This window comes from Bradyrhizobium sp. LVM 105 (assembly GCF_003957705.1).
Lineage (GTDB): Bacteria > Pseudomonadota > Alphaproteobacteria > Rhizobiales > Xanthobacteraceae > Bradyrhizobium > Bradyrhizobium frederickii.
Genome location: NZ_QZMV01000001.1, coordinates 434441 through 448800, shown reverse-complemented (window position 1 = coordinate 448800; position 14360 = coordinate 434441). Strand labels below are relative to the sequence as shown.

At 65.7% G+C, this 14360-nt stretch carries 12 protein-coding genes; 7 read left to right on the top strand and 5 right to left on the bottom strand.

Translation table 11 applies throughout. The features are described 5' to 3' along the window. Positions 1–72 precede the first annotated feature (72 nt). Positions 73–1377, top strand: coding sequence for a PQQ-dependent sugar dehydrogenase (locus D6B98_RS02155; RefSeq protein WP_126255296.1), 1305 nt, complete (start codon positions 73–75; stop codon positions 1375–1377). A gap of 185 nt (positions 1378–1562) precedes the next feature. Here the strand turns inward: D6B98_RS02155 and D6B98_RS02150 are convergent, their stop codons facing one another. Next, positions 1563–2387 (bottom strand): aspartate dehydrogenase, encoded by an 825-nt coding sequence (locus D6B98_RS02150; RefSeq protein WP_126255295.1) that lies wholly within the window; start codon positions 2385–2387, stop codon positions 1563–1565. Between the two features lie 152 nt (positions 2388–2539). Here D6B98_RS02150 and D6B98_RS02145 point away from each other — a divergent pair, with 152 nt between their 5' ends. Continuing rightward, entirely contained in the window at positions 2540–3613 is a 1074-nt protein-coding gene (locus D6B98_RS02145; RefSeq protein ID WP_126255294.1) for a tartrate dehydrogenase, read from the top strand. 150 nt (positions 3614–3763) lie between these two features. On the opposite strand, the gene D6B98_RS02140 is transcribed toward D6B98_RS02145, so the two are convergent. After that, on the bottom strand, positions 3764–4705 hold the full coding sequence (locus tag D6B98_RS02140; RefSeq protein WP_164718331.1) for a LysM peptidoglycan-binding domain-containing protein: 942 nt from the start codon (positions 4703–4705) through the stop codon (positions 3764–3766). 99 nt (positions 4706–4804) lie between these two features. Continuing rightward, the gene (locus D6B98_RS02135) at positions 4805–5524 is read right to left on the bottom strand and encodes a hypothetical protein (RefSeq protein WP_126255292.1); all 720 of its coding nucleotides are present in this window, start codon (positions 5522–5524) and stop codon (positions 4805–4807) included. 286 nt (positions 5525–5810) lie between these two features. Between D6B98_RS02135 and D6B98_RS02130 the strand changes: the two genes are divergently transcribed. From D6B98_RS02130 to D6B98_RS02115, 4 genes are all read left to right on the top strand, one after another. Further along, positions 5811–6734 (top strand): ABC transporter ATP-binding protein, encoded by a 924-nt coding sequence (locus D6B98_RS02130; RefSeq protein WP_126255291.1) that lies wholly within the window; start codon positions 5811–5813, stop codon positions 6732–6734. Continuing rightward, complete coding sequence (locus tag D6B98_RS02125) at positions 6731–7492, top strand: ABC transporter permease (RefSeq protein WP_126255290.1); 762 nt, start codon at positions 6731–6733, stop codon at positions 7490–7492. Before D6B98_RS02130 ends, D6B98_RS02125 begins: the two co-directional genes overlap by 4 nt. Before the next feature lie 384 nt (positions 7493–7876). Then, complete coding sequence (locus tag D6B98_RS02120; RefSeq protein ID WP_126255289.1) at positions 7877–8674, top strand: L,D-transpeptidase; 798 nt, start codon at positions 7877–7879, stop codon at positions 8672–8674. A gap of 39 nt (positions 8675–8713) precedes the next feature. Next, entirely contained in the window at positions 8714–9727 is a 1014-nt protein-coding gene (locus D6B98_RS02115; protein WP_126255288.1) for a glycerophosphodiester phosphodiesterase, read from the top strand. A gap of 78 nt (positions 9728–9805) precedes the next feature. Here the strand turns inward: D6B98_RS02115 and D6B98_RS02110 are convergent, their stop codons facing one another. Then, complete coding sequence (locus D6B98_RS02110; RefSeq protein WP_126255287.1) at positions 9806–12085, bottom strand: fused MFS/spermidine synthase; 2280 nt, start codon at positions 12083–12085, stop codon at positions 9806–9808. Between the two features lie 217 nt (positions 12086–12302). On the opposite strand from D6B98_RS02110, the gene D6B98_RS02105 reads away from it, so the two are divergent. Further along, the gene (locus tag D6B98_RS02105; protein WP_126255286.1) at positions 12303–13913 is read left to right on the top strand and encodes a phytoene desaturase family protein; all 1611 of its coding nucleotides are present in this window, start codon (positions 12303–12305) and stop codon (positions 13911–13913) included. A gap of 284 nt (positions 13914–14197) precedes the next feature. On the opposite strand, the gene D6B98_RS02100 is transcribed toward D6B98_RS02105, so the two are convergent. Continuing rightward, a complete protein-coding gene (locus tag D6B98_RS02100) occupies positions 14198–14353 on the bottom strand; it encodes a Flp family type IVb pilin (RefSeq protein WP_126255858.1) in 156 nt (51 codons plus the stop codon). Between the last annotated feature and the right edge of the window lie 7 nt (positions 14354–14360).

Here is a 14360-nt window from a genome sequence, read left to right as displayed (position 1 = left end):
CTGGCGGCAGCCCGCACCGGTTGACGTCTGCCCCGTCAGCCAGTTGGATGCGCGCGCAAACAGGGGCTCCTCATGACCTTCTCCAGCATCTTCGCGCAGTTCGTCGCGATCCTCGGCGGCATGGCGCTGCAATGGCGCAAGATGACGGGCACCGAGCCCGCGCCGGCCTGGGGAGAGACCCCCGCCATTCCCGAAGCGAAGCCACAGGGCGCGATCCCGACCTTGAAGATGCCGACCGCGCGCGGCTGGAGCGAGGGCCGGAAGCCGACCGTCGCGCCGGGTCTCAAGGTCAATGCGTTCGCGACCGGCCTCGACCATCCGCGCTGGATCGAGGTGCTGCCGAACGGCGACGTGCTGATCGCGGAGGCGACGCAGATCGCGGGCGCCCCGCGCAACGTGTTTCACTATGCGATGCAGGCGACGATGCGCCGCGCCGCCGCGCTTGGCGTGTCCGCCAACCGCATCACGCTCTTGCGCGACAAGGACAGCGACGGCGTCGCCGAACACCGCGGCGCCTTCATGGAGAACCTCAACCAGCCCTTCGGCATGGCGCTGGTCGGCGACACCTTCTATGTCGGCAACACCGACGGCGTGATGGCGTTTCCCTATGTCGCGGGCGCCGACCGCATCACCGCGCCGGGCAAGAGGCTCACGACGTTCAAGCCGGGCGGACATTGGACGCGCAGCCTGCTCGCCAGCCCCGACGGCAAGAAGCTCTATGCCGGCGTCGGCTCGCTGAGCAACATCGCCGAGATGGGCATGGAGGTCGAGGAAGGCCGTGCCGCGGTGTACGAGCTCGACCTCGTGGCCGGCACGCATCGCATTTTCGGCGCGGGCCTGCGCAATCCGGTCGGCCTTGCCTGGGAGCCGAATACGAATGTGCTCTGGACCGTCGTCAACGAGCGCGACGGGCTCGGCGACGAGACGCCGCCGGACTATCTCACCTCGGTGCGCGACGGCGGCTTCTACGGCTGGCCCTATTGCTACTGGGGCAAGACGGTGGACGACCGCGTACCGCAGGATCCGGCCATGGTCGCCAAGGCGCTGCAACCGGACTATGCGCTCGGCGGCCACACCGCCTCGCTCGGCCTGTGCTGGATGCCCGCAGGCACCCTGCCCGGCTTCGGCGACGGCATGGTGATCGGCCAGCACGGCTCGTGGAATCGCAGCAAGCTGTCCGGCTACAAGCTGGTGTTCGTCCCGTTCGAGAACGGCAAGCCGTCCGGTCCCGGTCGCGACATCCTGTCGGGCTTCCTGTCACCCGACGAGAAGGAATCCTACGGCCGCCCGGTCGGCGTTGCGATCGGCCCCGACAAGAAGTCGCTGCTGATGGCCGACGACGTCGGCAACGTGATCTGGCGCGTGGCGGGGGTGTAGGTCGAAATAGGCGAGATCGGCGCCGCGGACTGGCTGCACCTCTCCCGCCTGCGGGAGAGGGCGCGGAGCGAAGCGACGCGGGTGAGGGTTCTTTCCTCTGGGGGAGTGTCCCGTTGCGAAGAGACCCCTCTCCCCAACCCTCTCCCGCAAGCGGGAGAGGGGGCGCAGCGTCGCCTTGATCCCCTTCACGTGCCCACGCATAGCGTGGCGCGCTGCTTGCGCAGCAGCGCGATCACCGACAGCGCGGTGATCAACCCGGTCTTGGGATTCTCGGACGGGATGTTCTCGATGCCCATCGAGAACCGCGCCGAATCCGCTTCGACCTCGATGCGGTGAACGTTGCGCGTCACGGTCGGGTCGGCCCAAACCTGGATCCGGGTCCGATCGGGCCCGATGCCCGCCAGCGACAGCGCAACGGCGACGTTGACGTTCGCCGGAAAGCCTTTCGCCGCTTCGCGCGCGCTGCCTTCGAACAGCTTGAGCGGCTCACGCAGATTGTCGATGTCGATGTTGTTCTGCACGATGAACGGTGCGCCCTTCAGCCCGTCGATCGGCTTGCGCGTCACCATCTGCACCGAATGGATGGTGCCGACCGCGGCGGCGTTGACGGCATCGAGCCCGATCAGCGCGCCGGTCGGCACGATGATGCGGCCGCCATTGGCGCGGGCGAGATCGACGAGATCGAAATTGTCGAGCAGGCCGCCGACGCTGACCACGACCGCGGCCTTACCGCGCTTCACCGCCGGCTCGACGATGGAACGCAGATGATTGCTCGGCGCGCATTCGACCACGATGTCCGCGGCCTCGCCGAGCTGCTCGATCGGCAGCACTTGCGGCGGGCGTCGCAGGCCGCTGATGAAAGCCCGATGCTTGGCGGGATCGCGCACGGCGACAGCCGACAGGGTTAGCCCCTCGATGCCCTGATCGAGCGCGGTCGCGACCTTGGTGCCGATCGAGCCCAGGCCCGCGACGGCAACCCGCAATGCGTTGGAGGTTTTCTGTCCGGACATAGCATCCTGCTTTCTCGTTGGTTGATGTCATAGCGCAACATTTTCTGTATAAGCCAGCCCGAATTGGTTTGCCTTGCCAACCCGCCGAGCCTCGCCGCGGCCTGGACTGATCCCCTGCCGCAAACCGCTGATGTTTCCCGATGGAGGTCCTTATGCGCACTCATTCGATCGCAGCCATTCCTGCCGACGGCATCGGCCCCGAGGTGATCTCAGCCGGAATCCGCGTGCTGGAGGCTCTCGCAAAGCGCAGCGGCGATCTCGCCTTCAACGTCAAGACGTTCGACTGGGGTTCGGACTATTACAAGAAGCACGGCATCATGATGCCGGCCGACGGCCTCGCTGAGCTGAAGAAGTTCGACGCGATCTATTTCGGCGCGGTTGGCGCACCCGACGTGCCCGATCACATCACGTTGTGGGGCCTGCGCCTGCCGATCTGCCAGGGCTTTGACCAATACGCCAATGTGCGGCCGACAAAGATCCTGCCCGGCGTCGCCTCACCGCTGCGCAATGTCGGCGTCGGCGATCTCGACTGGGTGATCGTGCGCGAGAATTCGGAAGGCGAATATGCCGGCATGGGCGGCCGCGCGCACAAGGGCCTGCCGGAAGAGGTCGGCACCGAAGTTGCCGTGTTCACCCGCGTCGGCGTCACCCGCATCATGCGCTATGCGTTCGAGCTCGCGCAGTCGCGCCCGCGCAAATTCCTGACCGTCGTGACCAAGTCGAACGCCCAGCGCCATGGCATGGTGATGTGGGACGAGATCGCCGCCGAGGTCGCAAGCGAATTCCCTGACGTCACCTGGGACAAGATGCTGGTCGACGCCATGACGGTGCGCATGACGCTGCATCCGAGGAGCCTCGACACCATCGTCGCGACCAATCTGCACGCCGACATCCTCTCCGATCTCGCCGGTGCGCTGGCGGGAAGCCTCGGCGTCGCGCCGACCGGCAACATCGATCCGCAGCGCCGCTTCCCCTCGATGTTCGAGCCGATCCACGGTTCGGCCTTCGACATCACCGGCAAGGGCATCGCCAACCCGGTCGCGACGTTCTGGACCGGCGCGCAGATGCTCGAGCATCTCGGCGAGAAGGACGCCGCCATGCGGCTGATGGCGGCGGTCGAGCGCGTCTGCGCGGCCGGCGTGCTGACGCCCGACGTCGGCGGCACGGCGACGACGAAGGAGGTCACGGACGCCGTGATCGACGCGATCCACGGAACGAATGTTTGAGAACGCCCTGCGTCATGGCCGGGCTTGTCCCGGCCATCCACGATCTTTCGTGCGGCACCGAGAACGTGGATGCCCGGGACAGGCCCGGGCATGACGAATTAGGAGAGATCGCCCGCCCCATAAGCACCGCTTTTGCAGCGGCAAAGCGCCCTACTTCCGCTTCGCCGGAGCCGCCGGCGGCGCTGCCATCGCGGCTGCGGGCTCGGGCGGCGTCAGGTGGCGCGGGACGATGATGGTTTGCCCGGGCGTGAGCTGTGCGTTCTCCGCAAGCGAATTGCTCTGCGCGAGCGTCCACAGCGGCACGCGGTTGGCGGCGGCGATGCTCTCCATGGTGTCGCCGCGGCGCACCGGGACTCGCACACCGGAATCCCACAATTCGACCAACGTATCCGCAGGCACGAGATAGCGCAGCGGCACGGCATCGGCCTGGGTCTGCGGCGGAATGCGCGGCAGCCGCGTCACCATCTCGACGATCTGGCGATGGATGTCATCGGACTTCTCGATATTGATGTGCGAGACGCGCGCGTTTTCCTTCAGGTCGTAGCTCGCGTAATGGCCGCGAAAGCCGGGGACCGCGACGACGTCGCCGCCACCGAGGACGCTGTCGGACAGGAAGATGTTGATGAAGCGCTCGACATTGAGCGGCACGTCGCCGGTCGCGTGCGCGGGATCGATGGCAATGACGAGGCTGATCGGGATGTTCTCCTTGGCCGCCATCTCGGAGATGACGATCGAGCACAGCCCGCCCATGGAGTGGCCGATCAGCACGATCGGCGCCGCCTGGTCCTTGTAGCTCGCGATGACGCGGCTGCCGATGAACCGGCACAGGGTGAATTCATAGACGTCGGCGGAGAAGCCGGCCTGGGTCAGCTTCTCGCTGAGCCGATCCATGCCGGTCGAGAAGATCGGCCCCATGGCGCCGCGGAACAGGTAGACTTTCGGGGGCGGCAACGGCTCGAACGGCGGGGGCGGCGGCGTGGCAGGTACCGCCGCTGTGGTCTTGGACTTGGCGGGTGAGGCAGCAGCTACGCCAGGGCCCAAGGCGAGCAGTGCAACGGCTGCCAGCGCGACTAGTCGCCTCAGATCAATCATCAGTCCAGCAGTCCCACCGCGGGAGGCAGAGGCCTCCCCCGTGGCTTCATGACCGCGGATTTGGCGGATTTTGCGGCGCCGAAACCGAGCCGATTTGCCTCAGTTCCTCGCCGGAGCGGTCGCGGCCGCCGCGCGCGCCTGCCCCGGAGCGCCGCGTTCGGCGACCGGCAAGGCCGGAGCGCGCGAGCGCATGATCGCGGCGTCGATCTCGGCGATGACGCGGCGCTGGATCGCCTCATTCTTGTCGATCGAGATGTGGCCGACGCCGGAGCCGCGCACGTCGACATTGTCGAGCTTGCCGCGAAAACCCGCCGCGGCCCGCACCGGCTCACCGGGACCATCGCCGATATAGATGTTGATGTAACGCTCCGCGCCGGTCGAGAGCTTGGTCTTGAACACGGAGTCGAGGCCGATCGCGAGCTTCACGGGCACGCCGAGCTGGTTGAGCTTGGCGATCATGTCGGGCAGCGCCGTCGCGCCGGAGGAATGGCCGACCAGGACGATGGTCTTGAGCCGACCGGCCCTGTAGGCGGCCGCGGCCTCGTCGGCGAGCGAGGACCAGGACACGAAGTTGGCGACGGTCACCGGGATGCCCTGCGCCTGGAGCCGGGCGCCGATCGTGTCGAGCCCGAGCGAGAAGATGTTGAGCACGCCACGGAGCAGGTAGACATGCGTGGTCGCGGCCGCGGCCTGGCTCGGCGCGGCCCTGACAGGGGTCGGGTTGATGGCAACAGCTGACAGCAGGAGCAGGCCCATCGCCCATACACGGAGGGCGGATAACTGGCTGGCGCCGGCGGTGTGACGGCCGTTCGGTGTCATCGATGTTTTCCCTGGGGACATACGCTTCGCGATTGGCCGGAATCGTAGCCATGGCCTGCTCGCACACGCAACAAAGAGCCGCGTGAGCGACAATCTTAGCCGCAAGCAGTGACCATCGCGCAACACTTGCCTGAAACCTGCCACCGAAGGGCCTGTTTTGAGACCATTTTTCTCCGGGGAATTGCGGGCAAGCAACTGCGTTCCTATTTCAGGGCTCCGCTGACCTCCCTCCGGGACCGGTCCGGCCTCCCCTCCCCAACCTTTGCCCCTCAGCCTCGCGGCCATCATGTCCTCCATCATCTCCGTCGCCAATCTGTCGAAGACCTATGGGTCCGGCTTCAGGGCGCTCAAGAACGTCAATCTCGATATCAAGCGCGGCGAGATTTTTGCGCTGCTCGGGCCCAACGGCGCCGGCAAGACCACGCTGATCTCCATCATCTGCGGCATCGCCAACCCGAGCGAGGGCCGCGTGCTCGTCGGCGGCGAGGACATCCAGACCTCCTACCGCAAGGCGCGCTCGCTGATCGGCCTCGTGCCGCAGGAATTGCACACCGACGCCTTCGAGAGCGTGTGGGCGACCGTCAGCTTCTCCCGCGGCCTGTTCGGCAAGCCGAAGAATCCTGCGCACATCGAGAAGGTGCTGAAGGACCTCTCGCTGTGGGACAAGAAGGACAACAAGATCATCACGCTGTCCGGCGGCATGAAGCGCCGCGTGATGATCGCGAAGGCGCTGTCGCACGAACCGCAGATCCTGTTCCTGGACGAGCCCACCGCGGGCGTCGACGTCGAGCTGCGCAAGGGCATGTGGGAGGTGGTGCGCACCCTGCAACAGTCCGGCGTCACCATCATCCTCACCACGCATTACATCGAGGAAGCCGAGGAGATGGCCGACCGCATCGGCGTCATCAACAAGGGCGAGATCGTGCTGGTCGAGGACAAGACGACCTTGATGCAGAAGCTCGGCAAGAAGCGGCTGACCCTGCATCTGCAGGGCAGGATCGCCGCGCTGCCGGAAAGCCTTCATCACTACGAGCTCGAGCTCTGCGATAACGGCGCAACGTTAGTCTACGACTACGACACCCAGGGCGAGCGCACCGGCATCACCAGCCTGCTCGGCGATCTCCGCACCGCCGGCATCCGCTTCAACGATCTCGACACGACGCAATCGTCGCTCGAGGACATCTTCGTCGACCTCGTGAGGACGTCATGAACCACCGCGCCATCCGCGCCATCTATCTGTTCGAAATGGCGCGCACCTGGCGCACGCTGCTGCAAAGCATCGTCTCGCCGGTGGTCTCGACCTCGCTTTATTTCGTGGTGTTCGGCGCCGCCATCGGCTCGCGCATCAGCGAGGTCGAGGGCGTCAGCTACGGCACCTTCATCGTGCCGGGCCTGATCATGCTCTCGGTGCTGACGCAGAGCATCGCCAACGCCTCGTTCGGCATCTACTTCCCGAAATTCACCGGCACGATCTACGAGATCCTGTCGGCGCCGATCTCCTATTTCGAGATCGTGCTCGGCTATGTCGGCGCCGCCGCGACCAAGTCGATCATTCTTGGCCTGATCATCCTGGCGACCGCCGGCCTGTTCGTGCCGCTGCACATCCAGCATCCGGTCTGGATGCTGACCTTCCTGGTGCTGACGGCGGTGACGTTCAGCCTGTTCGGCTTCATCATCGGCATCTGGGCCGACGGCTTCGAGAAGCTGCAGATGATTCCGATGCTGGTGGTGACGCCGCTGACCTTCCTCGGCGGCAGCTTCTATTCCATCGACATGCTGCCTCCGACCTGGCGTACGGTCGCGCTGCTCAATCCGGTCGTCTATCTGATCTCCGGTTTCCGCTGGAGCTTTTACGAGATCGCCGACGTCAGCGTATCCGTCAGCATCGGCATGACGCTGGCGTTCCTGGTGATCTGCCTGGTGGTGATCTGGTGGATCTTCCGCACGGGGTATCGGCTGAAGAATTGATCCAGGTGTCATTCCGGGGCGTGCGCAGCACGAGCCCGGAATCCATTGTGCGGCGGGTTGGTGGATGAATGGATTCCGGGCTCGCCCTTCGGGCGCCCCGGAACGACTAGGGCGGCTGGCGCCGGGGTGACATCGTCAACGCGCCGCGCGGCCCGGATGGTTGCGCCTTTGTAACGAATTGTCGGCGTCGAACGCGCGTCCGGCTCGCGAAAATGTCAGCGCCGCCGCGCGCGGCGCGGCACAAAGCGGCCTTGCTTAAGCCCCGCATCGCGTTAACGATGGGCAGGCAGGCCGCTGGAACCCACGCCGGATTGCAGGCATATTGCACGCCGGGGACGGAGAGCCGCGGCGGCTAGCGAGAAGAGGCCGGAGGCCAGAATTCAAATGCGTTTCCAGATGCGTTCATTTTTCATTGCTTTGACGTCCATGATGGTTTTGAGCGCGGGCACCGCGCAGGCCAAGGTCGAGATCACCGTCGACAAGGACAATCAGCAGATGACCGTCGCGGTCGACGGCGTGGCTCGCTATCGCTGGCCGGTATCAACAGGCATCCCCTCGCGCGAGACGCCGAACGGCGCGTTCCGCGCCTTCCGCATGGAAGAGGATCACTATTCCAAGGAATTCGACGACGCGCCGATGCCGCACGCGATCTTCTTCACCAAGGTCGGCCACGCCATCCACGGCACCGACTCGGTCGGCCGGCTCGGCTCGCCGGCGTCGCATGGCTGCGTGCGGCTGTCGCGTCAGAACGCATCGACACTCTATGCGCTGGTGCAGCAGCAGGGCGTGCTCAACACCACAGTGACGCTGTCCGGATCGGCGCAGGTGGCGCTGGCGCGCAATCCGCGCGGCCGCACCAACGCCGCGGTGGCCCGCGCTCCGCTGCAGCCCGCCGAAGATCAGTACGCCACATCGGGCGATCCCGTGAACCTGGTGCCGCCGGCGCAGCCCGCCCGCCGCTACATGCCGCAGGACGACAATTACATCTATCCCGCCGACGGCAGCGACTCCGTCGCGCGCTATCCGGCTCCGCGTTCGGCCACCCGCCCGCTCTATGACGCGCAGGTCTATCAGCAGCAGCCGCGCCCCTATTACGACCAGGGCTACGGCCAGCAGGGTTATTATTATCAGCCACAGCCCCGGCAGCTCTATCAGCCGCGCGGCTATTACTATCAGAACTGACGCGATCGCACATCGATCGACCTCACCGGCCGAGGCACCATGCCGTCACGTGCCGCAACGATCCTGACCGTGCTCGCGTTTCTCGCTGCAGGACAAGCCATTGTAGGACGAGCCATTGTAGAACCAGCCTTGGCCTTCGATCTCGAGGCGCATCGCGGCGGGCGGGCGCTGCTGCCGGAAAACACCCTGCCCGCCTTCGCCAACGCGCTGTCGATGGGCGTGGACACGCTGGAGCTCGACGTCGGCGTCACCGCGGACGGCGAAATCATCGTGTCGCATGAGCGCGGGCTCAATCCTGATCTCACACGCCGCCCCGACGGCGCTTACATCACTCCGCCGGGCACGCCTTTCGTCAAGCTGCGGCTGGACCAGGTCAGGACTTATGACGTCGGCCAGATCCGGCCGGAAAGTGCTTACGCGAAACAATTCCCCGACCAGCGCGCGGTACCGGGGACGCGCATTCCGACCTTGAGCGAGCTGTTCGCGCTGGCACGAAAATCCGGCAACGCGCGTGTGCGCTTCAACATCGAGACCAAGATCGACCCGAACCATCCGGACGAAACGCTCGATCCGCAGGCCTTTGTCGCGAAGCTGCTGGGGCTGATCGGGACCGAGGCGTTTTCCGACAGGGTCATGATCCAGTCGTTCGACTGGAGGACCTTGCAACTGGTCCAGCAGCAGGCGCCCAAGATACCGACGGTGTATCTGACGCTCCAGCGCGGCTCGGCTCCGACGGTGGCGCTGGACAAGGCGACGAACTGGACGGCCGGCTTCAATCCGGCCGATCACGGCGGATCGCTGCCGCGCACGATCAAGGCGGCGGGCGGCACGATCTGGTCGCCCCATTTCGGCGATGTCACCGCTGCGCTCGTCGCGGAGGCCCACGGGCTCGGATTGCGCGTGGTGGTCTGGACGGTCAACAAGCGCGAAGACATGACGCGGATGATCGAGCTCGGCGTTGACGGGATCATTTCCGACAGACCCGACTTGCTGCGGCAGATCGCCGGCGAGAAGGGAATCGGGTTGCCGGCGGGGACGCCGGTCGAGCCGTAAGACGGTCTCGTGTCCCGGACGCGGCGGGGCATGCAACGCTGCACTGCGCCGGGGCACGGAGACGGTTGTCGCGGCGCCCTACTCCCCGTCCCGCCAGCGCCGATACAGCGCACCCAGGATGTTGGAATAGTCGTCGGTCCAGACCCTTACCCTGTCGTCGGCTTCGGTCTGCTCCCACGACTTCGAGGCGGCGAGCCGGCCGATGTCGGCTTCCTCCCGCGCCGAGATGACGACGTCGGTCGAGAAGATGTAGTCGCCATCTCGCCCGGAATCCTCGTTGAAGACCCAGCTCTGGAGATCGTTGGCGTCAGCGATGCCGACCACGACGGTCTCGAGGTCGAGATGCCGGTTGGAGACGTGCATCACCACGGCGCCGTGTGGCGCGAGCTTGTCCTTGTAGATCTTCATCGCCTCTTCGGTGGCGAGATGGATCGGGATCGCATCGGACGAATAGGCATCGACGATGACGAGGTCATAGGCGCCGTCGGGCTCCTTGGCGAAGGTGAGGCGCGCATCGCCGATCACGGGCTTCATGTCCGGCATGCAGCTTGATATGTAGCGGAAATTTCTGGGATCGCGCGCGGCATCGACCATCGACTGGTCGATCTCGAAGAATTTCCAGTCCTCGCCAGGCGCGGCGGCGCAGGCGAGCGTGCCCGAGCCGACGCCGATCGCGGCGACCTTGAGCGGAGCGCCCTTGCGTTCGCGGATGGCGCTGACGGCCTGACCGATCCCGCCGTCCTTGTGATAATAGGTGATCGGCTCGGGACGGCCGGCGACGGGCGTGCCGTCGTTGTTGCGGAAGCGCTCGGCGCCGTGAATCGTGGTGCCGTGCATCAGCACATGGAAGTAGCCGCCGGGCGTCACCACGATCTTGTGCACGCCGAAGAAACTGCGCACCGTCGTGACGCGGCCCTCGTCCGCGGGATAGACGCGGATCAACGCCAGCGCGAGCACGACGGTGGCAAAGATCTTCCAGCGGCCGGCATTGAGCATCAGTGCCAGCAGCGCGGCAAGCACGCCGACGCTGCCGGCGACCCAGACGCGGTGATCCTCGAACCAGGTCGAGAGATTGCCGGTGGCGTATGACGGTGCGACCAGCGCCACCGCGAGCGCGGCGAGCGCCAGCCAATACCATTTGACGACACCGGCAAGCCGTTCGTTCGCAATCGGCCGGCACAGCGCGGCAAGCGCGACCAGGATCGGATATTCGGCGATCCACGAGAAGGTGAAGGGGGCGAGGAGACCGGCAAAGAGGCCGCCGACCATGCCGCCGAACGACAGCGCGACATAGAATCCGGTGAGATATTTGGCGGCCGGACGGGTCCGCGCCAGCTCGCCATGGCAGGCCATGGCGATGACGAAGAAGCACAATTGATGGCCGCCGAGCGTCAGCAACAGATTCTGTTCGCCGCCGAAGGCGAGCAGGACGACAACGCCGGCGATCGCGACCGGCTGCAGCATCAGCATCCATTTGTGCGGCAGCAGCGGCCGCGACTGGAACACCACGACCCAGGTGAGCAGATACAGCGACAGCGGCAGCACCCACAGCAGCGGCGCCGCCGCAACGTCGGTCGAGATATGCGCGGTGACGGCGATGAGCAGGCCCGAGGGCACCGCGGCGAGGAAGATCCAGCGCAGCCGCGTCAAGAACGCCGGCGCCGGCGCATTCGCGTCCTCCGTTTTCGCGTCGACCACTGCCAGTTTCGGCGAGCGCAGCAGCAACACACCGCAGGCGGCGATCAGGAGAATCAAGAGGGCATAGCCGCCGGTCCAGAGCCGGTTCTGCGTGTGCAGCGTGAACACCGGCTCCAGCAGGAACGGATAGGACAGCAGCGCGAGGAAGCTGCCGATGTTGGAGGAGGCATAGAGGAAATAGGGATCATGTCCGGCGGGATGGCCGGTGCGGACAAACCAGGCCTGCAACAGCGGATTGTTGGCCGCGAGCGCAAAGAACGGCAGGCCGATCGAGACCACGAACAGGCCGAGCAGCCAGAACGCATAGCCGGAAGCCGGCGGCTCGCCATAGCCGAAGGCGATGCCGAGCGGCAGCGTGGCGAAGGCCGCGATCAGCAGCACCAGATGCACGGCCACGGGCACGAGGCGGCTCCTCGCCTGCATCAAGAGATGCGCATAGGCATAGCCCGCCAGCAGCAGCGACTGGAAGAACACCATCGCCACCGACCACACCGCCGGCGAGCCGCCGAGCCGCGGCAGCACCATCTTCGTGAACAGCGGCTGCACCGAGAACAGCAGCAGCGCGCTGACGAAGATCGCGGCGGTGTAGACCGTCAGCACCAGCCGGTTGCGCGAGGCGGACGGCTGCTCCGTGGCGGCGGGTTGCACGATCGAATCCATGGAAGCTCCGGCTCAAAAAACCGGCGGGCGCCGGACGCGCGCAATGGAGCACAAGGCGCCTGAACGGGCAATAAAGGGGGCTGTGATGTTGCAGCGTGAATTGCTTGATATTAGACGTCGTTCCGGGGCGATGCGGAGCATCGAACCCGGAACCTCGAGATTCCAGGTTCTCGCTTCGCGAGCCCCGGAATGACGATAGACTGGGCCTTGCATCTTCATGACCGAAACCGACGTCGTCATCATCGGCGCTGGCCACAACGGCCTCACTTGCGCGGCCTATCTCGCGATGGCCGGCCTGCGCGTGCGCGTGGTCGAGCGCCGCAAGGTGGTGGGCGGTGCCGCGGTCACGGAGGAGTTTCACCCGGGATTCCGCAATTCGGTCGCGGCCTACACGGTGAGCCTGCTCAATCCGCAGGTGATCCGCGACCTCAAGCTCGCCGAGCAGGGCCTGCGCATCGTGGAACGGCGCGCCCAGAATTTCCTGCCCGCGCCCGATGCCAGCTATCTCCTCACCGGGGAGGGCCGGACGAAGGCATCAGTCGCACGACTGAGCGCGCATGACGCAGCCGCGCTCGACGGGTTTTCACGCGAGCTGGAAGACATCGCCGACGTGCTCAGGCAATTCGTGCTGCGCGCGCCGCCGAACCTCGTCGAGGGTTTTGGCACGGCGGCGTTGCGCGAAGGCGTCAACGCCTGGAAGACCGCCAGCATCCTGCGCGGTCTCACGCTGGAACAGAGCCGCAGCCTGCTCGATCTCTTCACCCGCTCGGCCGGCGAGATGCTGGATGAGCGCTTCGAGCATGATCTGGTCAAGGCGCTGTTCGGCTTCGACGCCATCGTCGGCAATTATGCCAGCCCCTATGCCGCCGGCTCGGCCTACGTGATGCTGCATCACGCCTTCGGCGAGGTGAACGGCAAGAAGGGCGTCTGGGGCCATGCCATCGGCGGCATGGGCGCGATTACGCAGGCGATGGCGCGCGCGGCGCGCGACCGCGGCGTCGCGATCGACACGGATGCCGGCGTGCGCGAGGTGATCGTGGAGCGCGACCGCGCCGTCGGAATCGTGCTTGAGAACGGCGAGGCGATCCGCGCGAAATATGTCGCGGCCAATGTCAATCCAAAGCTGCTCTACACGCAGCTGATCGCGGCCGAGGCGCTTCCTGCGGACTTCCTCGCCCGCATCCGGCACTGGAAGAACGGCTCCGGCACCTTTCGCATGAACGTGGCGCTGGATCGCCTGCCCTCGTTCACGGCGCTGCCGGGCGAAGGCGACCATCTCTCTTCCGGCATCATCCTGGCGCCGAGCCTTCCCTACATGGACCGCGCCTATCTCGATGCGCGCTCGCGGGGCTGGAGCCGACAGCCCGTGGTCGAGATGCTGATCCCCTCCACGCTCGACGACACGCTGGCGCCCGCGGGAAAGCACGTCGCGAGCCTGTTCTGCCAGCACGTCGCGCCGGAGCTTCCGGATGGAAAGTCGTGGGACGACCATCGCGAGGAGGTCGCCGATCTCATGATCGCGACGGTGGACGAATACGCGCCGGGTTTTGCGGCGAGCGTGCTGGGCCGCCAGATCCTGTCTCCGCTCGACCTCGAGCGGCAGTTCGGCCTCGTCGGCGGCGACATCTTCCACGGCGCGCTGACCTTGAACCAGCTGTTCTCGGCACGACCGATGCTGGGCCATGCCGATTATCGCGGGCCGTTAAGAGGCCTCTATCATTGCGGCTCAGGCGCCCATCCCGGCGGCGGCGTCACCGGTGCGCCCGGCCATAACGCCGCGCAGGCGATCCTGAGGGATCACCGCTCGCTGTTCGGAAGCCGTGGATAGATCTGTGGATCCCTTGTGGACAGGCTGTTGAACGGTCTGTGGACAGGCCGCGGATGCTTGGGGACCGGAGCATCGCGACGGCCGGGGGAAACGCAGTGGAAAATCGTGAGGACAATTGCGGGAAAAACCGGTGGATAGGGTGCCGGGTGAGCAGCGGACAAGCTGTGAATATCGAAAGCGCCGGCAGGAAACGACCTCGCCCGCCAGGGGGAATTCCCCTCGCGGGCGGTGATCAGGTCAGCCTAGAAGAAAAAGCAGCCCCCGCTGGGAAATGGAGGCGGAAATTACTTCAGGTTGGTGCTAATCGACGTGAACTTGTCGTTCATGGTGCTGCCCAGGCTGTTCACCACGGTGATGATCGCCAGGGCGATGCCCGCGGCAATCAGACCGTATTCGATCGCCGTGGCACCGGATTCATCCGACCAGAATTTCTGAATCATGCTCTTC